Consider the following 22,906-nt stretch of genomic DNA (forward strand, 5'->3'; position numbering starts at 1 on the left):
TGCGAGGGGTTCGTCTAGTCTTCATCCCAGCCGTCGAACTGTCGTTTTTCTTTTTGCATTTCGCGGTGGAAAAGTTCTTCCAGTTCACGCCGTGCTTCTTTAACGCGCGAGATCTGCGCCACATCGCCCTGATGCGGTGGCATTAACTCTCGCAACATGCGCATATCCAACCGGCGGAAGTGCTGCTGCGCACGATACGCCTGATGAGGATGCATGCCCAACTCAGTCAATGTTTTACGCCCCAGTTCAAGCGCACTGGAAAACGTTTCTCGGCTGAACTGTTTTACACCAGCCTGCAACAGTTCGTGCGCTTCCACACGGCCGCGAGCCCGCGCCAGAATTGAAAGGTTTGGGAAATGCGTCTGGCACAAATGAACAACGGCCATCGTATCTTCAGGCTCGTTGCAGGTAATAACGATAGATTTAGCCTTCTCAGCACCTGCCGCACGTAACAGTTCCAACTCGGTTGCGTCTCCGTAATACACCTTATAGCCATAGCGGCGTAGCACGCCAACCGCACTGACGTCACGCTCAAGCACGGTAATACGCATCTTATTAGCCATCAGCAAACGGCCAACCACCTGCCCGAAACGGCCAAAACCAACAATAATTACCTGGGGATCGTCGTCCTCAACATGGGGCTTCTCTTCATGTTCATCCTGAGCGTTGTAGCGACGAGCGAGAATACGGTCGATTATCTGCATCAGCAGCGGTGTCGTCATCATAGAAAGTGTCACCACCACCGACAACAGTGCCAGCTGTTTTGCATTCAGCACATGCTGAGCTGACGCTGCCGAGAACAAAACGAAGGCAAACTCCCCGCCTTGACTCAGCACACCAGAAAACTGCGTGCGTACGGCACTACGTAAACCAAAGACGCTCGCCAGCGAGTACAAAACGCCTGACTTGACGGCGACCAGAACCAACACCCCCAAGAGCACTTGCGCCAGATGGGTGTAGAGCACGCCCATATTCAAGGCCATGCCTACCGAGATGAAAAACAGCCCGAGCAGCAACCCTTTGAAAGGTTCGATGGCAATTTCCAACTCGTGGCGATATTCACTCTCCGCTAACAGCACTCCGGCGATAAATGTGCCCAATGCCATCGACAGCCCCAGGGTTTCCATAAACAGCGCCGCCCCCAGCACAACCAGCAGCGCAGCAGCGGTGAAGATCTCCCGCACACCAGATGAGGCGATATAACGAAACAGAGGACGTAACAGAAAGCGGCCACCAATCAGCATGCCAGCGAATGCCGCAACCTTGATGGCAATATCGGCCCAATCGTCGCTGTTACCAGCACCTCCGGCCAAGATGGGGATGAGTGCCAACGCCGGGATCACCGCCATATCCTGAAATAGCAACACAGAAAAGCCGAGCTGGCCCCCTTCATTGCGGTTCATGCCCTTTTCACGCATCAGTTGCAGCGCCATGGCCGTTGACGACATCGCCAGGCCAATACCGCCAATCACCGCGGCCTGCCAGGCAAAATGGCTGAAGTAAAGCAGCGTTCCCATCACTGCAGCGGTGATCAACACTTGCCCGGCACCAACACCGAAGATCGAGCGACGCAGTTGCCACAGCTTGGCCGGATTCAGCTCCAACCCAATGATAAACATCAGAAACACGACACCAAGCTCGGAGAAATGCAGGATTTCATCGACATCGCGAATAAACCCCAACCCCCAAGGGCCGATGGCAATCCCGGCAATCAGGTAACCTAAAACCGCCCCTATACCCAGGCGGCGGGCGATGGGCACGGTCACCACGGCCGCAAACAGGAACAACAGTATGGCACTGATCAGCGCTGAGCCTTCCATCACAGTCTCCCCTTGTGCGGTAAAGGATGACGTAGCCAATCTTCATAGGCATCGGCATGGCTACTCAGCACTTCCGGTTTCTGGCGGCGAGCCCAGTACACCACCATCGGCGTTAACCAGTGCATATGACACATGGCTGCGGTGAGTTCAAAAGGGCGCAGAATATCTTCGATTGAATAGCGGTTATAACCCCCAGTACTGTATGCCCCCGCAGGATCCCCGGTAGTGATCACCGAACGCCAGTATTTACCTGCCAGCGCATTGCCGCCAATACCGCTGGCAAAGCCACGGGTCAGCACACGATCTATCCACTCCTTCAATAAAGCCGGGCTGCTATAGGTATATAAGGGGTGTTGAAACACAATAATCTGATGGTCACGCAACAACTGTTGTTCATGCTGGATATCAATAAAAAAGTCAGGATAGTGCGCGTATAAGTCGTGCACGGTAACATGTTCCAATTGCTGTGCCGGCTTTAACAAAACCCGATTCGCTACCGAGTTCTGGGATTCCGGATGGGTATACAGCAGCAAAACCTTAGGTGGCTGCGACATCATTCCCCTCCAAAGCGTCGTCAGGCTGGTAGATTTCCGTTACCATGCAACGCAAAGACTAATTATTAGGGCAGCATAAAACCGTGTTCTTCAAGCTGCTGCGTTATTGGCTGTACTCCCTTACTTAAGTAAGCACGTGAGAATGCAACAATTTACCGCACAACCGCAACTTGAAAGAAATTGGTGAGTGTCCTGTTAATGTAAACCGATTCCAATTTAACATACTCTAAACATACGGCGCTTTATGATTGTATTTTCCTCGCTACAAATCCGACGCGGTACTCGCGTCTTGTTGGACAACGCCACTGCGACGGTTAATCCAGGTCAAAAAGTTGGCCTGGTGGGCAAGAACGGTTGTGGTAAATCGACACTATTAGCACTGCTAAAGGGTGAAATCGCCGCAGATAGCGGGAGTTATACCTTCCCTGGCAATTGGGCATTAGCCTGGGTTAATCAGGAAACACCAGCATTGGATGTGCCTGCCATTGAGTATGTTATTGATGGCGATCGCGAATTTCGTCAGCTCGAAGCTGAATTGCAACTGGCAAACCATAACGACGACGGCCATGCCATCGCCACGCTGCACGGCAAGCTTGATGCTATCGATGCCTGGACCATCCGCGCCCGTGCCGCCAGCCTGCTGCACGGTTTAGGTTTTTCCAATGAGCAGTTACTCAACCCAGTACGCGCGTTCTCCGGTGGTTGGCGTATGCGCCTCAATCTGGCACAGGCTCTGGTTTGCCGTTCTGATTTACTGTTACTCGACGAACCGACCAACCACCTGGATCTGGATGCGGTTATCTGGCTGGAACGCTGGTTGAAAAACTATCCGGGCACGTTGGTACTGATTTCGCACGACCGGGACTTTCTCGACCCGATTGTCGACAAAATCCTGCATATCGAGAATCAGACCATAAACGAGTATACCGGTAACTATTCCTCGTTCGAGCGCCAGCGTGTTACCAAGCTGGCACAACAACAGTCGCTCTATCAAAGCCAGCAGGAGAAAGTAGCCCACCTGCATAGCTATATTGACCGTTTCCGTGCCAAGGCCTCCAAAGCCAAGCAGGCACAGAGCCGTATCAAGATGCTGGAACGCATGGAGCTAATTGCCCCTGCACATGTTGATAACCCCTTCAGCTTTAGCTTCCGCGAACCGGAGAGCCTGCCAAACCCGCTGCTGCGCATGGAGAAAGTCAGTGCTGGATACGGTGATAAAGTGGTCCTGCAGTCGATCAAGCTCAATCTGGTGCCAGGTTCACGCATTGGTTTGCTGGGCCGTAACGGTGCCGGTAAGTCGACCCTGATTAAATTACTGGCTGGCACCCTGCCATCACTGAGCGGTGAAGTTGGGCTGGCAAAGGGCATAAAACTGGGCTACTTCGCGCAGCATCAGTTGGAGTTCCTGCGCGCTGATGAATCACCGTTGCAGCATCTGAGCCGCATTGCGCCGCGAGTGTTGGAACAGCAGCTACGTGATTATCTCGGCGGCTTCGGTTTTCAGGGCGATAAAGTTACCGAGGTTACCGAGCGTTTTTCAGGTGGTGAAAAGGCGCGGCTGGTTCTGGCGTTAATCGTCTGGCAACGGCCCAACCTACTGCTGCTCGATGAACCAACCAACCACCTGGATCTGGATATGCGCCAGGCGTTGACTGAAGCACTGATCGACTTTGAAGGCGCTTTAGTGGTCGTTTCGCACGACCGTCACTTGCTTCGTTCCACTACCGACGATCTTTATCTGGTGCATGACGGCCAGGTAGAACCGTTTGAGGGCGATCTGGACGATTACCAGCAGTGGCTTAGCGACTTGCAAAAACAGCAGGCTCAGCAGGATGCCCCATCGAAGCAGGATAACGGTAACAGCGCGCAAGCGCGTAAAGATCAGAAGCGCCGTGAAGCCGAGTTCCGTGCACAAACCCAGCCGTTACGTAAACAGATCGCCAAGCTGGAACAGCAAATGGACAAGCTGGGGGCCGAGTTGGCGGCAGTGGAAGAACAACTGGCTGATTCAGCGTTGTATGACATCAACCGGAAAACCGAATTGACCGAATGCCTGCAAAAGCAGAGCGAGGCCAAATCTGCTTTGGAAGAGACAGAAATGACCTGGCTGGAGGCGCAGGAGCAGTTGGAAAACCTGACTCAGGCATTTGAATCAGAGAGTTAAACCTGATACTCAACCGCAGGAATAACTTTTGCATCCCATTCACCTTGCCATGCAAGGTGAATTTATTATTGCTGATAAACAACCATCCCCAGTTTATAAACCGATCTCTCCCCTCAGGAAAATGCATGCATAACCGCCCAGTAACGTGCGATCACCTTTGAGTTCGCAGAACAATTCACCGCCCCGCGCCGATAGCTGCCTGGCATGTAAAACGTGGCGGCCAAGACGCGCCGTCCAATAAGGCATCAGCGTACAGTGAGAAGAGCCCGTTACCGGGTCTTCACTGCGATCCAGAGAGAAGTAACGCGAGACAAAATCAACTTCATCGCCCGGCGCCGTCACGATCACGCCACAGCCAACATTGTCGATCAACTCGGGGATGTCTGGCTGCAATGCTTTTACCTGCCCTTCATTAGCCAATACCACCATCATCGACCTCGCTTGCCATACTTCCAGCGGTTGGGCACCGAGTAACGTTGCTAATAGCGCTGGTTCGGCTACTTTCTGCGGTGGACGAGAAGGGAAATCAAGGATCAGACGTTCACCGTCTGCAGCATCACGTTTTACATATAACTCACCGCTGGCGGAGCGGAAACGGATATCACTCTGCGCCGGATTTATCACGTTTAGCAAGACATGAGCGGTGGCGAGCGTGGCGTGTCCACAGAGATCAACCTCGCGCGTTGGCGTAAACCAGCGGATCGCATGCATATCACCATCTTCCCAAACAAAGCTGGTTTCCGGCAGGTAGAGCTCGTTGGCAATAGCTTGCATTTGCGCCGTATCCAAGGGGTGTTTCAGCAGACAAACTCCCGCAGGATTACCGCGCAGCCCGTCACCGATAAAAGCATCAACGTGAAAATAATTCTCGTCCATCTGCGTTCCCTTAATGCCAAATCAGTAATACACAGGCCGCGGTTAACAGCCCCATCGAAACGTTAAAGATAACCCAGGCTTTCTTACTACGCAGCAGACGACCAATCACCGTGCCAAATCCTAACCAGATGACTCCGGCCACCATATTTACGGCAAAAATGCCGAAGGCGATTGCCAGAATAGAGTGATTGTATTTATCCCCCGCCAGGCTAAAACTCGCCACCGCCCCCAATGCCATTAACCAGGCTTTTGGGTTGAGGAACTGCAACAGCCATCCTTGATAAAGGCGAATAGGCTTTGGCGGTGCCGCATCTGTTTCCAGCTTTTCATAGGCTGCGGTAGCCACTTTCCATGCCAGCCATAGCAGATAGAGGCTACCGAGGATCTTCAGGATCAGGTGCAAGGAGGGATAAATCAGGATCAATCCCCCGACGCCAAAGGCCACCAGCAACAAAATACTTTGCATACCCAACATAATGCCAATCATCAGCCACAACGAACGCATAAAACCAAAATTGGCACCAGAAGTAGTGAGCAGCATGTTATTTGGGCCCGGCGTGATTGCCGCAACCCATAAGAAGCCTAGCATCGAAAGAAATAAACTCAGTTCCATGAGGTGGGTGCTCCTCACCCAAATGTTTTTTTTGCAGTATGATTGTTCACATTGGATATTGAAGCTAACAGTGCGGTATTGATCACACAATAGCCGCCAACAAGAATTTTCTTCAACTATGAATGAATCCTTCCGTCCCATGACTGGGGCCAGTAATCCACATCTGCAAACCCTGCTGCCACGGCTGGTTCGTCGTCGTGTCATGTTGAAACCATTCTGGCAACGGTTGGAATTGCCCGATGGCGATTTTGTCGATCTGGCCTGGAATGAAGATCCCTATTTGGCGCGCAATAAACCACGCGTCGTGCTATTTCATGGGTTGGAGGGTAATTTTTACAGCCCTTATGCCCACGGGCTGCTCAATGCGTGGCGCGAAAAGGGTTGGCTGGGGGTGATCATGCATTTTCGCGGCTGCAGCGGTGTTCCCAATCGCAAACAACGCATCTATCACTCCGGTGAAACAGAAGATGCCCGTTTTTTCCTGCGATGGTTGCGAGGAAGCCTTGGTGAAGCACCCACCGCAGCGGTCGGCATTTCTCTTGGCGGCAATATGCTGGCTTACTATCTGGCACAACAGGGGGATGACAGTCTATTACAGGCGGCAGTGATCGTCTCTGCACCGCTGATGTTGGAACCGTGTTCCATACGAATGGAACAGGGGTTTTCCCGCGTTTATCAGCACTACCTTCTGGGCCAGCTTAAGCAGAACGCGGCGCGTAAACTACTGTATTATCCAGGTACGCTGCCGCTCAATCTGCCACAGTTAAACAAATTACGGCGCATCCGCGAATTTGATGAAGTGATAACCTCGCGCATTCACGGTTTCAGTAATGCTGTTGATTATTATCGCCGTTGCAGTGCCTTACCTCTGTTGCCGCAGATCACCACGCCATTGCTGATCATTCATGCTAAAGACGATCCCTTTATGACAGATGAGGTGATCCCGGATTTCGCCAGTCTGCCAGCCAATATCGAATATCAGTTGACGGAATGTGGCGGTCACGTTGGCTTTGTTGGCGGCACATTAAAAAAACCACAAATGTGGCTGGAATACCGTATTCCATCCTGGCTTTCCCCTTTCTTGGAATCGACAACGTGATTATCCCCTGGCAAGAGCTTGAAAAAGAGACCCTGAATAGCCTGATCGAATCCTTTGTCCTGCGTGAAGGAACCGACTATGGCGAGCATGAGCGCACGCTGGAGCAAAAGGTAGGAGATGTGCACCGACAGTTAAAAAGTGGTGAGGTGGTTCTGGTGTGGTCGGAGTTGCATGAGACTATTAATCTGATGCCTCGTGGGCAGATACGAGCCGGGCAAGAAGATATTTAGTCGACTTCAGGCCTATGACTGGCACAAAAAATCAGGTAACAATGGATTATTGCCAACCAAGGCGCGCACAGGGTCACGGGGAAAAGGTCACCACAGCCTGACTCACGCGTACTAAATTCGGAGTGACTTACAACTATGTCTGCCAAGCATCCTATTATCGCGGTAACCGGCTCCAGCGGTGCCGGGACTACCACCACCAGCCAGGCTTTCCGCAAAATTTTCCAACAGCTAAACATCCGTGCTGCTCAGTTGGAAGGCGATAGTTTCCATCACTTTACCCGGCCGGAAATGGATGCTGCCATCCGTAAAGCGCGCGATTTAGGTCGCCATATCAGCTACTTCGGCCCGGAAGCCAATAATTTTGGCCTGCTTGAGCAAAGCTTTATCCAATATGGCAAAGACGGCACTGGTCGTTCTCGCAAATATCTGCACACCTACGATGAAGCGGTGCCCTACAATCAGGTTCCAGGCACTTTCACTCCCTGGGAACCCTTGCCGGTTCCAACTGACGTGTTGTTTTATGAAGGCTTGCATGGTGGGGTAGTGACAGATCGCGTCGATGTGGCTAAACATGTTGATCTGCTGGTTGGCGTGGTTCCAATTGTGAACCTCGAATGGATCCAGAAGCTGGTGCGTGACACCGGTGAACGTGGCCACTCGCGTGAGGCGGTGATGGACTCCGTGGTGCGTTCGATGGAAGACTACATTAACTTTATTACCCCCCAATTCTCGCGCACCCACATCAACTTCCAGCGCGTTCCGACGGTGGATACCTCCAACCCGTTTGCCGCTAAAGCCATTCCTTCACTGGATGAAAGCCTGGTGGTGATCCATTTTCGCGGTTTAGATCAGATCGACTTCCCCTACCTGTTAGCCATGCTGCAGGGATCGTTTATTTCACATATTAATACGCTGGTCGTGCCGGGGGGCAAAATGGGGCTGGCAATGGAGTTGATCATGGCTCCACTGGTCCAGCGGTTATTGGAAGGCAAGAAGATAGAATAACAACCTTGTTTGGCGCGGTTTATTACCGCGCCAAACGTCGTTAACGCATCAGCAAACGGCGAATAAAGCCGACGTGCAGTTGCACCCCGATCAGTAATGCCGCCTCATCCAGTTTAAACCTGGGATTATGTACACCGTAAGTTGCACCAATCGCTTCATTACCGCTACCGATAAACAGGAAACACCCTGGCACTTTCTCCTGATAAGAGGAGAAATCCTCACTGCCAAACATCGGTGTTGTCATTTCCCGCAATGCTTGCGGCCCCACGGTTTCGGCAATCACCTCACGCGCAATGGCGCACGCGTCCGGATGGTTATTACCGATGGTGTAACCACGCGTCCAACTCACCTTGTAGCTGGCACCATGAGCCTGGCTGATCCCAGCGATGGTTTGTTCAACCAACTGCGGCACCCGCTCGCGTACCTCCCGATTATGGGTACGCAAAGTGCCTGCCAGCCTGACGCTGTCAGGAATGACGTTATAGCTGTCGCCTCCTTGGAAAGTGGCCACCGTCAGGACAGGGACATTCAACGGATCCAACTTACGCGCAACAATCTGCTGCAATGCGGTGACGACTTCTGCACCAATAGGGATGGGGTCGATACACAAGTGGGGCATCGATCCGTGGCCCCCTTTTCCCTGCAGCACGATATCGAAGTTATCACTGGAAGCACTGAAAACGCCCGGTTTTAAAGCCACTTCACCGGTAGGGAAGTTTGGCATCACATGCAGGCCGAAGATCATCTTCACACCATCCAGTACGCCCAGATCCACCAACTGCTGCGCGCCCCCCGGCGGTACCTCCTCAGCATGTTGGAAGATAAAACGCACGGAGCCCTGTAACCGGGATTGTAACTGGCATAGTACCCTGGCCGCCCCCAGAAGCATCGCGCTATGGGCATCGTGGCCACAGGCGTGCATCACCCCTGGCCGCGTCGAGCAAAAGGGTTCGTCGTTTTCTTCCTGGATTGGCAAGGCGTCAATGTCAGCACGCAAGGCAAAACATGGCCCCGGTGCAGCCCCCTGCAATTCGGCAACCACGCTATTCGGGGTAGGACGGGTTAGGGTTAATGGGCCAAAACTGGCGAGTTGCTCGGCAATATAATCGGCTGTCTGCGCCTCATGGAAAGATAACTCTGGATGAGCATGCAGATGACGACGCCAGTTCAGGACCTGCTGTTCAACATCAGCTATCAACTGTTCAATATTCATTCTCGTACTCCTCAATTCAATATCGGCTGGCGTGACTGACTCGCCAGTGGCAGGATCACTAACCCAGAAACCACCATGGCGAGTGCCAAAAAGATAAACGTCGACATGTAATCGTGACTTAGGGTGATCAAATAGCCCATGGCAATCGGCGCAACAAATCCCCCCAGGGTGCCGCCGGTGTTGATCAGCCCCATTGCGGCCCCCATTACTTCCGCAGGCAGGCGTTTCATAGGTAAGGTGAAAACCGTGACAAATGACGCCATCAGAAACACATAGCTCAGGAACAAGAACAGGCTTGCGGCCAGTGGCGATTCGCTGGTAAACACCAGCCAGATGCAGATTGCGCTAAGTAGGGAACTCATACAGATCACCATTGGCTCACGCCCTTGCAGATAACGCCCCACCAACCAGCCGGTGCCGAGGGAAGAGATCCAGATCCCCAAACCACCGGCAGCCACCACCATGCTGGAAACACCGATCGGTAGCCCGCGTTGCTGGACCAGAAATTTCGGTAACCAAGCCATCAAACCGTAAGACGGGATGTTGATGCAGAAGATCGCCACAAATAGCAGCAACACTATCGGGCTTTTCAACAAGGCTTTATAGCTGGCCCCGGTTGCACCGGGCTGGGTGCGCTCAGCCTGAGGCGGGTTGGGCACCAGCCACAAGATACAGGCGGCAATCGCGAATGCCAGCAGGCCAAGAGCCGAGAAGGAACCGCGCCAACCAATATGATCCAGACAATAAACTGCGACTAGCGGCCCAGCGGTCATCGCCAACCCGGCGGAGGAAAGCAGGATCGATTGCGCAAAGGTGCGTTGTTCTAGCGAGAAATTCGCCACTACGGCTTTGGCGCAAGAGCAAGGGTAGCCAGAGTGGCCAATACCGGAAAGGAAACGGAACGTCACCAGCAGCCCCAGGCCGAACCCCAGAATGCCGAAGCACAGCGCAAACCCGCCAAGCAGCAGTAGCGAACTGCACAGGACTTTCTTGAAGCCAAAACGGTCATTAAGCCAGCCTGCCGGTATCTGGAACAATGAGTAGGCCAGGAAGAACATCCCGGTAATGTATCCCAGTTGCTCAGCCTGCAGATTGAACTCACGTTCAATAGGTAACAGTGCAAAACCCATTACGGTTTTATCGATGTAAACCACGACATAACCCACAAACAGCAAAAAAATCATTAGTGAACGACTTTTCATCGCTGGTATTCCTTTAAGTTATCACTAAGACCTCCCCCATCCTGGCGGGCTTGTTTTGATAGTGTGATCCAGGTCACTTTATAACCTTAAATAACAATCACTTATATCAATACCTTAGAAACTATAGGCTTTTACCATGTTGCATAAGATACAATTTTTTAAGTAGTGATAGCTTTTGCTGATAGGGGCAGGAATGGGGTATTTACCAAAATTACAGCAACTTAAAGTGTTCCAACAGGTGATCCGTAGCGGCAGCATTCGCGGCGCGGCGCGTGCCCTGGGGCAGTCCCAGCCAGCGGTAAGCCGCACTATTCGCGAATTGGAACAAGTGCTGGAAACCCAGTTGATCATTCGTAGTAGCCAGGGGATGACGCTGACCGAAACGGGCCGGGCGTTCGCTCTGCGAATGCAGCTGATTCTGGAAGAACTACAGCGTGCCACCGATGAGATCCAGCAGTTGAACCAGCATTCGCAGGGCAGCGTTGCGGTGGGATGTTCTTCTTTACTGGCTCTAACGGTACTCCCTGAGTTGGTAGAAGAGTTCAAACAGCCATTTCCACAGGCCAATCTGCTGATCCGTGAAGCCCAGATGTCGACCCTACTACCAGCATTACGTGAGGGGCGCCTGGATTTTGCCGTCGGCACCGTTAGTCCGGAACTACCTTTAGAAGATTTGGTGCGCGAGCCGCTGTTCAACGCCCCTTTCTGTATTATTGCCCGCCAAGGGCACCCGCTGGCACAGGCGAAATCACTGGACGAGCTCCGCGAGGCAAAACTGGTATTACCGGAAACCGACATGGGGTATTACCAGCAGCTACAGTCGGTGCTCGGCACCTTCTACCAGCAGCTGCCCCACACGCCCATCCGTTCTGATTCGGTAGCATATGGACTGAGTATGGTACTGGAGGCTGGCTATCTGACTATCGTGGCACGAGCGATGGCGACGCCGCTTTATTTGCAGCATAAGCTGGTGGCATTGCCTATCGACTGTCTGCCGCAGGCACAGTATTGCGTGCTGTACTCGCAAAAATCGCCGCTAACCATCACGGCGCGGCGCTTTCTTGATTTATTGCGCACATACTGCCAGCGTTACCGTTGGTAGGCTCAGGCAATCTCGCGGATTTCAAAGCTATGGGTGACGCTGGCGGCTTTATTCAGCATCAGCGCAACGGAGCAATATTTCTCTGCGGAAAGGTTTACCGCTCGTTCCACGATCTTATCGGTCAGCCCTTTACCCGCGACAATAAAGTGCAGGTTGATATGGGTAAACAGGCGAGGGGCTTCTTCTCGGCGTTCTGATGTCAGTTTTACTTCACAATCAACGATATCGTTACGCCCTTTTTGCAAAATTGACACCACATCGATAGCACTGCAGCCACCCACAGACATCAGTACCATTTCCATCGGACTTGGCGCTTTCTCCCCCGCGTTACCATCCATCAATACCTGGTGACCAGAAGCGGACTCACCCATAAATGTCAGCCCTTCTACCCACTTGACTCTTGCCTGCATTTTGTACTCTCCGGTTTATTTCTGAAAAACAAAGTACGCTTTCGCATAGAAACTGGCAACGGAACCTGATGCTAATCATGCTGAAGCGAGACAACACAAGACACTCGCCTCACTCTGTGCTACAAACAAAGCCGCAATAACTCTTTCCAGGTCACCGATTTCAGGGAAATGTCCAAGGAAAGGCCCCTATATTGGCATGTTAACAGAATGTAGCTTGCAGCACTCCACGCAAGTCAATATGCTAGAACATAAGCGTATTTCTATAACACGCCTCAAAACCTGTTGATAGCCACTAATAATAAACCAGGCTAGAAGCACGTTTTACAGGGAACTCTGACCCCTGTGATACAAGGCAGCGATTACAACAGAGGATAACAGCGAATGGTTCTCGGCAAACCGCAAACAGACCCGACTCTTGAATGGTTCCTGTCTCATTGCCATATCCACAAATATCCATCGAAGAGTACGCTGATTCACCAAGGTGAAAAAGCCGAAACGCTTTACTACATCGTAAAAGGTTCCGTCGCGGTGCTGATTAAGGATGAAGAAGGCAAAGAGATGATCCTGTCCTACCTTAACCAGGGGGATTTCATCGGCGAGCTCGGATTATTTGAAGAAGGCCAGGAGCGAAGCGCCTGGGTGAGAGCAAAAACAGCCTGTGAAGTGGCTGAAATTTCCTACAAGAAATTCCGCCAACTGATCCAGGTGAACCCGGATATTCTGATGCGCCTGTCCGCACAGATGGCAAACCGTCTACAAGTCACTTCAGAGAAAGTGGGTAACCTCGCCTTCCTTGACGTTACTGGCCGCATCGCACAGACCTTGCTGAATCTGGCAAAACAACCTGATGCCATGACCCACCCTGATGGTATGCAGATCAAAATTACCCGCCAGGAAATTGGCCAAATCGTCGGTTGCTCGCGTGAAACCGTCGGTCGTATTCTGAAAATGCTCGAAGACCAAAACCTGATTTCCGCTCACGGCAAAACTATTGTCGTATACGGTACACGTTAATCCTTGAAAACACGGCGCTACAAGGCGCCGTGTCTTTAGCTGCTGAATAGCAAACCATGTGGCGTCGCCTGATCTACCACCCTGAAGTCAATTACGCACTGCGACAAACACTGGTGCTTTGCCTACCCGTGGTTTTTGGATTGCTGATTAGCAACCTGCAGTTAGGGTTACTGTTCTCGCTGGTTCCCGCCTGTTGCAATATTGCTGGGCTAGATACCCCCCACAAACGCTTCTTCAAACGTCTGATCGTTGGTGGTTCGTTGTTCGCCCTCAGCAGTATTTTGCTGCAGCAGGCGCTGCTGTGGCATATTCCGTTGCCTTTACTGATGCTGGGAATGGCATTGTTACTCGGTGTCAGCGGTGAAATCAGCCCACTGCACGCGCGTCTGTTGCCCGCCGCCCTTGTCGCCGCCATCTTCTCACTCAGTATGGCGGGCAGTGTACCCATATGGCATACCCCCTTGCTGTATATCGTAGGCACGGCGTGGTACGGGTTGTTCACCTGGTTCTGGTTCAAGCTGTGGAAAGAGCAGCCGATGCGTGAATCCCTCAGCCAACTCTATATCCAGTTGGCCGACTATCTAGAAGCCAAATACTCACTGCTGACTCAGCACACCGATCCGGAAACCGCTCTACCGCCTTTATTGAAACGCCAACAACAGGTGATGGATCTGATCAGCCTGTTATACCAGCAACTCAACTTCCTGCCCCATGCCAGTAATGTCGAGCAAAAGCGTTTGCAGCGCAGATTCCAGGTCGCGCTCGATCTGCAGGAACACATTACCGTCAGCCTGCACCAGCCGGAAGAGGTACAAAAACTGGTTGAGCAAAGTCAGGCCGAAGCGATTATCCGCCGCAATGCGCAAGTTATCGCAGCGCGCCTGCGCGAAGTGGCTGGCGACATTCTTTATCATCGACGTTCCAAACGCTTTGGTATGAAGAACGAGCTGGCTGCATTGGAAAAAGTCGCCACACAACATGCTGATAAGCCGGTCGGGCAATTCTGCTATTACCACTTCAGCCGCATCGCACGCCTGCTGCGCACTCAGCGCCCACTTTATCGCCGTGACCTGATGGTCAATCAGTCGCGGTTACCGTTCTGGCCTGCGGTGGTGAGTTATCTTTCACCCAAATCCAACGCCTTGCGAAATGCGACCCGGCTGGGGGTGATACTCGCCGTCGGCAGCAGCCTGGGGATGATTTTCAATCTGCCAAAACCCTATTGGATCTTACTGACCATCATGCTGGTCAGCCAGAACGGCTACAACGCCACGCGGGTGAGGATCCAACACCGTGCGCTTGGCACGGTGGCCGGGTTAGTGATTGCAGCAGGGTTGTTACAGTTACAACTGCCGGAGACGGTGACGCTGTGTATCATGCTGGTAGTCACCCTCGTGGCTTATCTGGTTCTACGTAAAAACTACGGGCTGGCGGTGATCGGTTTCACCATTACCGCAGTCTACACGTTGCAAATTTTAGCCCTCAACGGCACTCATTTCCTGGTGCCTCGGCTGATAGATACGCTCATCGGCTGCGTGCTGGTATTTGGCGGTACAATCTGGCTGTGGCCGCAATGGCAGAGTGGGTTGCTGCGTAAAAATGCGCATCAGGCGTTGGAGCATGACCAAACGGCGTTACGCTTGTTACTAGAGGAACCGGATGCCGCCCAATTGGCCTATGCACGAATGTCGGTTAATCAAGCGCATAACACCCTGTTTACCTCTCTCAATCAGGCGATGCAGGAGCCGGGGTTCAAATCAGATTATCTGGCAGATATGCGGTTATGGATCACCCACAACCAGTTTATTGTCGAACATCTGAATGCGATGACCATTCTGGCACGCGAGCACTATATGCTGACGCCAAAGCTGGCTGAGGAATATCTGCAAAGTTGTGAGATTGCGCTACAAAGTTGCCAGCAGCGCTTGGAGTATGACGGCCCGAACACCAGTAGCAGCATCATGCAGTTGCCAGATTTGCACCCAGATATGCCAATAACCGAAATGGAGCGCCACTTGCGGCGCATACTTTCACACCTGGGCGTGATGCATACCATTTCGTCACTGGCCTGGCGCCAACGCCCACACCATGGGATTTGGTTAAAACGCAGACTACGTGACGGCTGACATATACCTGCCGATTTTCAATATAGTAGAGGCCACACCTGATATTCAGCCTCCACAGAGACACTAGGCTGTGCCCCTTAACTGGACGCGAGCGCCGCTGGCGGTCATTTGTACGCAGAGCAAGGCGTGAGCCGTGAGGTTTGGTGGACCAAATAAGCGGCGAATAACGCAGCAATGCTTACAAATGGCCCCAACCCTGCGGGTCGCGCCCCAAAAGCCCATCCTCTGCGTTGTCGGGCTTGAACAGAGGGCCACTCTACTCTGCGCCCTCCGCCTTGATAATGGGCTTTTGGGTCTGCGACGGCACCACGGACAGTTAAGGGATACAGCCTAGGCGTTAATCACATCCTGCACAGCCAACTCAAACAGAGCCATGCCTTCTTCGATATCTTCCAGCTCCACCACCAACGAAGGAGCGAAGCGGATCACGTCTGGCCCGGCATTGAGGATCATCAAGCCACGCGCGGCAGCGGCGGTCAGGAAATCACGAGCCTTACCGCGATATTCGGCTTTCAGCTCTGCGCCGATCAACAACCCCAAGCCACGAATATCACTGAAAACACCGTACTTTCTGTCTATTTTCTGCAGAGCCTGCACAAATACCCCGTGCCGATGCTCAATGCCGTTTAACACTTCCGGCGTATTGATAACATCAAGTGCCGCCTCAGCCACCGCACACGCCAGCGGGTTTCCACCATAGGTAGTGCCATGAGTACCCACCTGCATCACAGAAGCAATCTCTTCGGTAGTCAGCATCGCACTCACCGGGAAACCACCGCCTAACGCTTTTGCTGTGGTCAGAATGTCTGGCGTAACGCCTAAGTGCATATAGGTAAACAGCTTACCACTACGGCCCATACCGCTTTGTACTTCATCGAACACCAGCAGAGCCTGGTATTGGTTACACAGTTCACGCACACCTTTGAGGAACGCCATCTCCGCGACGGTGATCCCTCCTTCCCCCTGGATCGGTTCCATCACCACCGCACAAGTGTGATCGTCCATCACCGCTTTGACCGCAGCGAGATCGTTAAAGGGAACATGCACAATATCAGCGGGTTTCGGCCCAAAACCATCAGAGTATTTCGGCTGGCCACCCACTGAAACGGTAAACAGGGTACGGCCATGGAAAGCGTTATGAAACGCAATGATTTTTGTTTTGTAAGGGCTGTGACGGGTTACAGCATAATGGCGTGCCAGCTTGAATGCAGCTTCATTAGCTTCTGCCCCCGAGTTGGCAAAAAACACCCGGTCGGCAAAGGTGGCAGCGATCAGTTTGCTGGCCAAACGCAGCGCAGGCTCATTGGTGAACACATTACTGGTGTGCCACAGGGTTTCGCCTTGCTGCTTTAATGCGGCCACCAGCGCAGGATGGCAGTGCCCAAGCGCCGTCACTGCGATACCGCCAGAGAAGTCGATATACTCTCTCCCCTGCTGATCCCATACACGGCTGCCCTTGCCTTTCACCGGTACAAACTGAGCGGGTGCATAGACAGGCAGAATAACCTGATCGAAGGTGCTTCGGTTTACAGACAGTTTCTCGGACATCAGCGCTCCAGGCGAATAGACACTAAGTGAAAATATAATCACAAAATATGCATAAAAAACCAATAAAGAGCAAACCCAAATCTCTTTCAGCAGCGAAAAAATCCTAACCGACTAACTTTTAAGGAAATTATCCAGCAGTTGATGCCCTTGCTCGCTGAGGATACTTTCAGGATGGAATTGAACCCCCTCCAGTGCCAACGTTCGGTGGCGAATGCCCATGATTTCATCCTGCTCATTATCACGCAGGCTCCAGGCCGTAACCTCAAAACAGTCAGGCAAGGTGGCGGCATCGAGCACTAGTGAGTGGTAACGCGTCACTGTCAGTGGGTTATTCAGGCCGGTAAATACCCCTTGGTTGCTATGGTGGATACAGGAAGTCTTACCGTGCATCACCTGGCGTGCGCGAACGACATCGGCACCAAACGCCTGCCCTAAAGCCTGATGCCCAAGACAGACGCCGAGTATCGGCAGCTTGCCTGCAAAATGACCAATAGCCTCCAGTGAGATCCCCGCTTCGTTTGGGGTACAAGGTCCGGGTGAGATCACTAAATGCTGCGGAGCCAGCCTTTCAATATCGGCCAGTTGCAATTCATCATTGCGCTTCACCAACACCTCGGCCCCCAATTCGCAAAAATACTGGTACAGGTTGTAGGTGAAGGAGTCGTAGTTATCGATCAGCAGTAGCATGGTAAACTTATCCTACTGACCAATGGATAATTCTTGGATACAACCTGTTCTGGGTGTCGGTAGGCCATTGTTTGACTCAGCTCACATAGAGAATGGGCGTATTCTTTCATAGACCGAGGCATTGTCAAACCAGCCGCTTTTCGGGTAGCCCATTAGCCACGCAGTCCCAGCTCTTCTTTCAGCGATTTGAGATAACGGCGGCTAACTGGCACCGGTTCGCCGACAGGCATAATCATTTCTGCTGAGCCACTTTCATCAAAACGGATCTCCTTCACCAGCTCAAGGTTGACCAGGTACTGCCGATGGCAGCGCACCAGCGGTGTGCGGTTTTCCAACGTACGCAAGGTAAGTTCAGTAAAACACTCCATGCCATCATTACGGACCACATACACGCCGGTCGAGCGGGATCGGATGGCGATCACCTCATCAAAGCGCAACAGATAGATGCGGCTATGGCCGGTACAGGGGATATATTTCAGATAGCCTGCGCTCTCCTCCAACGCGGCAATATTTTGCGGCGTGCGGCTTTGACGCAAACGCTGCAGCGTTTTATTCAGCCGATTTGGTTCTGCCGGTTTCAGCAAGTAATCGAACGCATGTTCTTCAAAAGCCTGTACGGCGTACTCGTCATAAGCCGTGAGGAATACGATATACGGCATGCTGCTTGGATCAAGCATACCGACCATTTCCAGCCCGTTGATGCGCGGCATTTGAATATCCAGAAATACTACGTCTGGCCGCAGACGGTTAATCTGGCTGATGGCTTCAATCGCGTTGGCACACTCGCCCACAATAGTGATGCCTTCTTCTTCCTCAAGCAGATGGCGCAGGTTTTCACGGGCGGAAGGTTCGTCATCAACAATCAAAACGCTCAACATTATGCAACCCTCGCCAACGGCACATTAACGGTGATACAGGTAAAAACCTCGGGTTCACAAACGACCTGCACGCCGTAATCCTCGCCATAGCGCACGCGTATGCGCCTATCCACCAGGTTCATCCCCAACCCGCTACCATCCTCCTGTTTACGAAACAACCCGGCATTATCTGTGACCTGCAACAATAAATGTTCTCCTTCCAATCGAGCGCCAATATCGATACGGCCAACCCCCAGCAAATGCGAAGTTCCGTGCTTGATGGCATTTTCAACAATGGGCTGTAGCGAGAAGGCCGGTAAGCTGACCGAAAGCAACTCTTGCGGCAGCGAGACCGTAATCTCCAATCGATCGGCAAAACGCGCTTTTTCAATCTGCAGGTAAGCATTCACATGCTCAATTTCATCTGCCAGACTCACTTCATCATCTGAACGCTTAAGATTTTTGCGAAAGAAAGTGGAGAGATACTGCACCAGTTCGCAGGCCCGGTCACTGTCGCGACGGATCACGGCAACCAGCGTATTGAGTGCGTTGAACAAGAAATGGGGGTTAACCTGAGCGTGCAACAGTTTGATTTCCGACTGCGCCAGCAGCTGTTTATGGCGTTCATATTGGCCGGCCATGATTTGTGCAGACAGCAGGCTGGCGATCCCTTCCCCCAGAGTTCGGTTGATGGTGCTAAACAGCTTGGTTTTGGGTTCATACAACTTGATAGTACCAATCACTCGCTGGTTTTCTCCACGCAGCGGGATCACCAGTGTCGAACCCAATTTACAAACGGCATTGATGGAGCAACAGTAAGATAGCTCGTTACCGTCCGCGTAGACCACTTCGTTATTATCGATTGCGCGGTGAGAATGTACCGAAGAGATTGGCGTACCCGGCAAATGATGATCGTCGCCGATCCCAATGAATGCCAGCAGCTTGTCACGATCGGTGATCGCCACTGCGCCAATACCCAGTTCCTGATAAATCACCTTGGCAACCTTCATACTGTTTTCCTGGTCAAACCCCTGACGCAGAATACCTTCAGTACGTTCAGCAATCTTGAGAGCTTTGGAAGAAAACGCGCTGGTGTATTTCTCAAACATGGCCCGCCTGTCCAGCAGGATCTGCATGAACATGGCCGCCCCCACCGTATTGGCGATCAACATTGGCAACGCAATATGTTCTACCAGTTGCACCGCTTCTGGAAAGGGGCGCGCAACCACCAGGATTATCGCCATCTGCAGCACTTCTGCGGTCAACGCCACGCCCGCCACCAGCAAAGGATTAAACAGCAGATCGATACGCCCACGTCGCATGGCAATGCTGTGTACGACCCCTCCGACCAATCCTTCCGTTACCGTGGATATTGCGCAGGCCACGTCGGTCATGCCACCCAAGGTATAGCGGTGTAATCCCCCGGTCAGCCCGACCAGAAACCCGACAGAAGGCCCCCCCAACAGCCCACCCAATACGGCACCGATAGCGCGAGTGTTGGCGATAGAGTCCTGAATATGTAAGCCGAAATAGGTGCCCATAATGCAGAACACCGAAAAGATCACGTAGCAAAGCAGCTTGTGCGGTAGGCGGATAGTCACCTGCATCAGGGGAATAAACAGTGGCGTTTTACTCAACAAATAAGCAATAACAAGATAAACACTCATCTGCTGAAGCAGCAGCAAAACCTGGCTAAACTCGAACATAACAACAGTGGATCCTGAACAACGGGGGAAAATACAGTGTGCCGGATATCCGGTCTGGGTATAGGCGGGCAATTAAATCATGGGGTACAGAAGAAAACAGTGATACAGGTAAGGCTTCGCGAGGGAAATACTGCCGGCACCTTGCGGAACCGGCACATTCGCTTTATGGCAGCACTTTCGCCGACAGGATCACGATTGGTTTGCTTGGAACGTTCTGGTATGGGCCAACGTTACCAGTAGGTACCTGGGAGATTTTGTCTACCACGTCCATACCTTTCACCACTTTACCAAATACCGCATAACCAAAATCACGCTGGCCATGATCGAGGAAAGCATTATCGGCCACGTTCAGGAAGAACTGGCTGGTAGCGCTGTCTTTATCAGCGGTGCGCGCCATAGAAATGGTACCACGCAGATTACGCAGACCATTATCGGCCTCATTTTTAATCGGTACTTTGGCTGTTTTCTGCTGCATATCTGCAGTGAAACCACCGCCCTGCACCATAAAACCAGGGATCACGCGGTGGAAAATGGTGTTGTTGTAGTAACCGCTGTTCACGTAGTCGATGAAGTTCTTGGTGGACACGGGAGCCTTCTGGCTGTCGAGGGCCAACTCGATATTACCTGCCGAGGTGGTCAGCATGACGTGAGTTTCACCAGCGGCCAATGCCGCGGGTGCCATTGCTGTCATGGAACACAGCGCAACGAAGGTCACTAAAGTACGTTTGAACATGAACAGGTCCTTTCTCTAAGAGACAAACAACGGAAAAGCGCATTAATTCTAAAGAGCTACTCTGAGCAGCGCCAGCCATTTACCAATATTTACCAAATTGCCAGAGACTTCCTAACATGGCCGGTTTTTCCTGCCGACAGTATGATCGCCACACCCATTTTTGCCAAGCCGAACACGCATTATTTGCATGTTTTCTCACCTCAGCGTTTTTTGCGATATCCAGAATTTGGCCGACAATATGATTGAACTTTATCTCCCTCAGGCACAGAAGAAGGCTTGTTAATGAGTTCATTGAAAATCGCTATTGTTGGTGGCGGCAGCAGTTACCCCAAAACTGGTAGAAGGGTTGATCAAGCGCATTAAGAATTGCCGGGGACTAAACTGGCGTTGGTAGATATTGAACCGGGGCGCGAAAAAGTCGAACGCGCCCCTTTCGTTCGCCCAGCGCTCACCAGCGTACACTTCACGATCACCGAGATGGCACACAATCATCACCAGCGATCATTTGAGGGATACAGCTTACATCACAGGAATAAATTATATCATTTCATGTATTGCAGCCAAAAAATGACAACCATCACAAAAACTCTCGTTGGCTATGCTAGGATCCGCACTCTAGGCGTTGCAGCCAGGCTGCAACGGTGAAGCCCGCAACGGGCGGCATCATTGAGCACAGCCACCCTCGCTGTAACTTGCAGGGCAAAGGGTATATACCTCAACAGACATAATCAGGCCTATTACATGAATGACAGCAACCGCATCCGGCTAACATGGATCAGCTTTTTTTCTTACGCGCTGACCGGTGCATTAGTTATCGTCACAGGGATGGTGATGGGAAATATTGCAGACTACTTTAATCTGCCAGTTTCCAGTATGAGCAATACCTTTACTTTCCTTAACGCCGGTATCTTGATTTCGATTTTCCTGAATGCCTGGCTGATGGAGATCATCCCGCTAAAACGTCAGCTAATCTTTGGCTTCATCCTGATGGTGTTGGCAATTGCCGGGTTGATGATTAGCAAAAGCCTGACGATGTTCTCGCTGTGCATGTTTGTACTCGGCGTCGTTAGTGGTATCACCATGTCGATCGGCACCTTCCTGATCACCCATATGTACGCTGGCCGTCAGCGGGGTTCACGTCTGCTGTTTACCGACTCGTTCTTCAGCATGGCCGGGATGATCTTTCCCATTATCGCCGCGACCCTGCTGGCACGCAGCATCGGTTGGTACTGGGTTTATGCCTGCATTGGCGTGCTGTACCTGGTGATCTTTGTGTTGACCCTGTGTTCTGAGTTTCCGGTTTTGGGCAACAAAGGCACAGAAAGCGGCGAACCGGTAGTGAAAGAAAAATGGGGGATCGGCGTACTGTTCCTTTCCATCGCAGCCCTGTGCTATATCCTCGGTCAGTTAGGCTTTATCCAGTGGGTACCAGAATACGCTACCAAATCCTTTGGTATGGATATCAGCCAGGCGGGGAAAGTAGTCAGCGACTTCTGGACTTCATACATGATCGGCATGTGGGTATTCAGCTTCGTACTGCGCTTCTTCGATCTACAACGAATCGTTACCCTACTGGCCGCCTTGGCGACCTTCGCAATGTACCTGTTTATCAGCACCGATAACCCGGACTACCTGGGCTACTACATGCTGGCGCTAGGTTTCGTCTCCAGCGCCATTTACACCACGTTGATTACGCTGGGTTCGCTGCAGACCAAGGTTTCTTCACCGAAACTGGTCAACTTCATTCTCACCTGCGGCACCATCGGCACCATGCTGACCTTCGTGGTTACCGGCCCGATCGTTGCCAAAGGCGGTGCGCACGCCGCGCTGACCACGGCCAACGGCCTGTATCTGGTGGTGTTTGTGATGTGTCTGCTGCTCGGTTTTGTTACCAAACACCGTAGCCATGGGCATAGCGCGCACTAACAAGTTTTAATCAATCTGTCT

The 22,906-nt window shown here is 52.1% G+C and carries 20 protein-coding genes; 8 read left to right on the forward strand and 12 right to left on the reverse strand.

The genetic code is table 11. From position 1 onward, the window contains the following. Positions 1-14 precede the first annotated feature (14 nt). Positions 15-1,820, reverse strand: a complete 1,806-nt coding sequence (gene kefB / locus SAQUA_RS22760; RefSeq protein ID WP_380676798.1) for a glutathione-regulated potassium-efflux system protein KefB — start codon at positions 1,818-1,820, stop codon at positions 15-17. Continuing rightward, positions 1,820-2,374 (reverse strand): glutathione-regulated potassium-efflux system ancillary protein KefG, encoded by a 555-nt coding sequence (kefG, locus tag SAQUA_RS22765; protein WP_380676904.1) that lies wholly within the window; start codon positions 2,372-2,374, stop codon positions 1,820-1,822. Before kefG ends, kefB begins: the two co-directional genes overlap by 1 nt. A 244-nt stretch (positions 2,375-2,618) precedes the next feature. Between kefG and SAQUA_RS22770 the strand changes: the two genes are divergently transcribed. Beyond that, the gene (locus SAQUA_RS22770) at positions 2,619-4,538 is read left to right on the forward strand and encodes an ABC transporter ATP-binding protein (RefSeq protein ID WP_380676796.1); all 1,920 of its coding nucleotides are present in this window, start codon (positions 2,619-2,621) and stop codon (positions 4,536-4,538) included. Positions 4,539-4,631: 93 nt separating this feature from the next. Here the strand turns inward: SAQUA_RS22770 and SAQUA_RS22775 are convergent, their stop codons facing one another. Together SAQUA_RS22775 and SAQUA_RS22780 are read right to left on the reverse strand one after the other, a co-directional pair. Further along, a complete protein-coding gene (locus SAQUA_RS22775) occupies positions 4,632-5,414 on the reverse strand; it encodes a PhzF family phenazine biosynthesis protein (protein WP_380676794.1) in 783 nt (260 codons plus the stop codon). A 10-nt stretch (positions 5,415-5,424) separates the two neighbouring features. Beyond that, entirely contained in the window at positions 5,425-6,027 is a 603-nt protein-coding gene (locus tag SAQUA_RS22780; protein WP_380676792.1) for a LysE family translocator, read from the reverse strand. A 118-nt stretch (positions 6,028-6,145) separates the two neighbouring features. Between SAQUA_RS22780 and SAQUA_RS22785 the strand changes: the two genes are divergently transcribed. The 3 genes from SAQUA_RS22785 (at position 6,146) to SAQUA_RS22795 (ending at position 8,361) form a co-directional block, all read left to right on the forward strand. After that, positions 6,146-7,126, forward strand: a complete 981-nt coding sequence (locus SAQUA_RS22785) for a hydrolase (RefSeq protein ID WP_380676790.1) — start codon at positions 6,146-6,148, stop codon at positions 7,124-7,126. Further along, positions 7,123-7,356: a YheU family protein gene (locus tag SAQUA_RS22790; protein WP_380676788.1), complete on the forward strand. Its 234-nt coding sequence runs from the start codon at positions 7,123-7,125 to the stop codon at positions 7,354-7,356. The genes SAQUA_RS22785 and SAQUA_RS22790 overlap by 4 nt, the downstream gene beginning before the upstream one ends. 135 nt (positions 7,357-7,491) lie before the next feature. Further along, entirely contained in the window at positions 7,492-8,361 is an 870-nt protein-coding gene (locus tag SAQUA_RS22795) for a phosphoribulokinase (RefSeq protein ID WP_380676786.1), read from the forward strand. A 40-nt stretch (positions 8,362-8,401) separates the two neighbouring features. On the opposite strand, the gene SAQUA_RS22800 is transcribed toward SAQUA_RS22795, so the two are convergent. Both SAQUA_RS22800 and SAQUA_RS22805 read right to left on the reverse strand, forming a co-directional pair. Then, positions 8,402-9,574, reverse strand: coding sequence for an amidohydrolase (locus SAQUA_RS22800; RefSeq protein WP_380676784.1), 1,173 nt, complete (start codon positions 9,572-9,574; stop codon positions 8,402-8,404). A gap of 11 nt (positions 9,575-9,585) precedes the next feature. Continuing rightward, entirely contained in the window at positions 9,586-10,776 is a 1,191-nt protein-coding gene (locus SAQUA_RS22805) for an MFS transporter (protein ID WP_380676782.1), read from the reverse strand. Between the two features lie 193 nt (positions 10,777-10,969). Between SAQUA_RS22805 and SAQUA_RS22810 the strand changes: the two genes are divergently transcribed. Continuing rightward, positions 10,970-11,878 carry a LysR substrate-binding domain-containing protein gene (locus SAQUA_RS22810; protein ID WP_380676780.1) on the forward strand — a complete coding sequence of 303 codons (909 nt, stop codon included), beginning with the start codon at positions 10,970-10,972 and terminating at the stop codon, positions 11,876-11,878. Between the two features lie 2 nt (positions 11,879-11,880). On the opposite strand, the gene SAQUA_RS22815 is transcribed toward SAQUA_RS22810, so the two are convergent. Then, entirely contained in the window at positions 11,881-12,288 is a 408-nt protein-coding gene (locus SAQUA_RS22815) for an OsmC family protein (RefSeq protein ID WP_380676778.1), read from the reverse strand. A gap of 381 nt (positions 12,289-12,669) precedes the next feature. Here SAQUA_RS22815 and crp point away from each other — a divergent pair, with 381 nt between their 5' ends. After that, complete coding sequence (gene crp, locus SAQUA_RS22820) at positions 12,670-13,302, forward strand: cAMP-activated global transcriptional regulator CRP (RefSeq protein ID WP_005969523.1); 633 nt, start codon at positions 12,670-12,672, stop codon at positions 13,300-13,302. A gap of 56 nt (positions 13,303-13,358) precedes the next feature. Then, positions 13,359-15,428: a YccS/YhfK family putative transporter gene (locus SAQUA_RS22825; RefSeq protein WP_380676775.1), complete on the forward strand. Its 2,070-nt coding sequence runs from the start codon at positions 13,359-13,361 to the stop codon at positions 15,426-15,428. Between the two features lie 330 nt (positions 15,429-15,758). Here SAQUA_RS22825 and SAQUA_RS22830 read toward each other — a convergent pair whose 3' ends face one another. The 5 genes from SAQUA_RS22830 to ppiA form a co-directional block, all read right to left on the reverse strand. Next, positions 15,759-16,976 carry an aspartate aminotransferase family protein gene (locus tag SAQUA_RS22830; protein ID WP_380676773.1) on the reverse strand — a complete coding sequence of 406 codons (1,218 nt, stop codon included), beginning with the start codon at positions 16,974-16,976 and terminating at the stop codon, positions 15,759-15,761. Between the two features lie 111 nt (positions 16,977-17,087). After that, positions 17,088-17,663 (reverse strand): aminodeoxychorismate synthase component II, encoded by a 576-nt coding sequence (locus SAQUA_RS22835; RefSeq protein WP_380676771.1) that lies wholly within the window; start codon positions 17,661-17,663, stop codon positions 17,088-17,090. A 152-nt stretch (positions 17,664-17,815) separates the two neighbouring features. Next, the gene (btsR, locus tag SAQUA_RS22840; RefSeq protein ID WP_380676769.1) at positions 17,816-18,541 is read right to left on the reverse strand and encodes a two-component system response regulator BtsR; all 726 of its coding nucleotides are present in this window, start codon (positions 18,539-18,541) and stop codon (positions 17,816-17,818) included. Beyond that, entirely contained in the window at positions 18,541-20,226 is a 1,686-nt protein-coding gene (locus SAQUA_RS22845) for a LytS/YhcK type 5TM receptor domain-containing protein (protein ID WP_380676767.1), read from the reverse strand. The genes btsR and SAQUA_RS22845 overlap by 1 nt, the downstream gene beginning before the upstream one ends. Positions 20,227-20,389: 163 nt before the next feature. Then, positions 20,390-20,959, reverse strand: a complete 570-nt coding sequence (gene ppiA, locus SAQUA_RS22850) for a peptidylprolyl isomerase A (RefSeq protein ID WP_380676765.1) — start codon at positions 20,957-20,959, stop codon at positions 20,390-20,392. Between the two features lie 741 nt (positions 20,960-21,700). Here ppiA and tsgA point away from each other — a divergent pair. Then, entirely contained in the window at positions 21,701-22,885 is a 1,185-nt protein-coding gene (tsgA, locus tag SAQUA_RS22855; RefSeq protein WP_380676763.1) for an MFS transporter TsgA, read from the forward strand. Positions 22,886-22,906 lie beyond the last annotated feature (21 nt).

The organism is Serratia aquatilis, assembly GCF_044865145.1.
Taxonomy (GTDB): domain Bacteria; phylum Pseudomonadota; class Gammaproteobacteria; order Enterobacterales; family Enterobacteriaceae; genus Chania; species Chania aquatilis.